The 965-nt window shown below is 43.6% G+C and carries 1 protein-coding gene; it reads left to right on the top strand.

Going from position 1 to position 965, the window contains the following annotated elements; all coding sequences use genetic code 11:
* Window positions 1-83 precede the first annotated feature (83 nt).
* The gene (locus QOS06_RS10645) at window positions 84-962 is read left to right on the top strand and encodes an IS982 family transposase (protein ID WP_152700266.1); all 879 of its coding nucleotides are present in this window, start codon (window positions 84-86) and stop codon (window positions 960-962) included.
* The last annotated feature ends 3 nt before the right edge of the window (window positions 963-965 follow it).

Below are 965 nucleotides of genomic sequence, written 5' to 3'. Positions count from 1 at the left end.
ACGCGATTTGCTAGTTCGTAACATTTAACAAAAAAAGCCTAACAAGGTTAGACTCAAAGTAGACTAAAAAAGGAGTCTTTGCCTTGTTAAGCTACTTTAAGTCTAGTTATGATCGCCATGATTTTCAAGCGGTTTTTGCCTACACTTGTTCTGAATTACAACAGTTGATGCAAGATTTTGTCCCACGAAAATTTATGGAACGGCGCAATATTGAACACGTCAAACTATCTGACGCTGAGATAATGGCCCTAATGCTCCTCAAAACGCAATATCATGTTCCAACTTGGACGGCCTTTTACGATTTAGTGCAAGCTACGATCCCTTCGTTACCCTTGTTGGAGTATTCCCGCCTAATCCGTCGGATTAACCAGGTCACACCAGTTTTTCAAGCAATTCGCCGAGGATTGCTAACGTGGACTACGCCTTCCCAAACAGCCATTATCGATAGTTATCCGCTCCCGCTTTGTCAAGGGGTTCGTAATGCTCGAGCTCGCTTGTTTGCTGGGATTGCTAACATTGGCTATAACGCTACGAAACAGCTGTACTTCTATGGTTTCAAAGTTCACATGATCGTAGAACCTAGCGGCCTGATTCTCGATTATGAAGTGACACCAGCTTCAATCCATGACGTTAAGGCTGCTCCAGAATTGATTCAAAACTGCCCTTGTCCACAAATTCTAGCTGACGTCGGCTACGTCGGTAAAGACTTACGAAGTAAGGTTAAGCAACAAGGTCACGACATCTGGACGCCGTATCGTTCAAATATGAAAGGTGCAAAACAGCATAATCGGTCAGCCCGTAAGCGGACGCGTCGCCTTATTGAGACTTCATTTGCTAAATTGAAACTCTTGGGAAGCGAACAGACTTATGCTCGTAGTTTGGTGGGATTGCAAGCACAGATCGAGGCACTTGTCATGACGAATAATCTAGCAAAATTTGGAATGTTACAAACTAGCAATTGACGT

It is taken from the genome of Limosilactobacillus sp. DJ3M12, from assembly GCF_947381695.1.
Classification (GTDB): Bacteria; Bacillota; Bacilli; order Lactobacillales; family Lactobacillaceae; genus Limosilactobacillus; species Limosilactobacillus kinnaridis.
The sequence above is the reverse complement of the archived record's forward strand: the minus strand, read 5'-3'. Positions and strand labels throughout refer to the sequence as shown.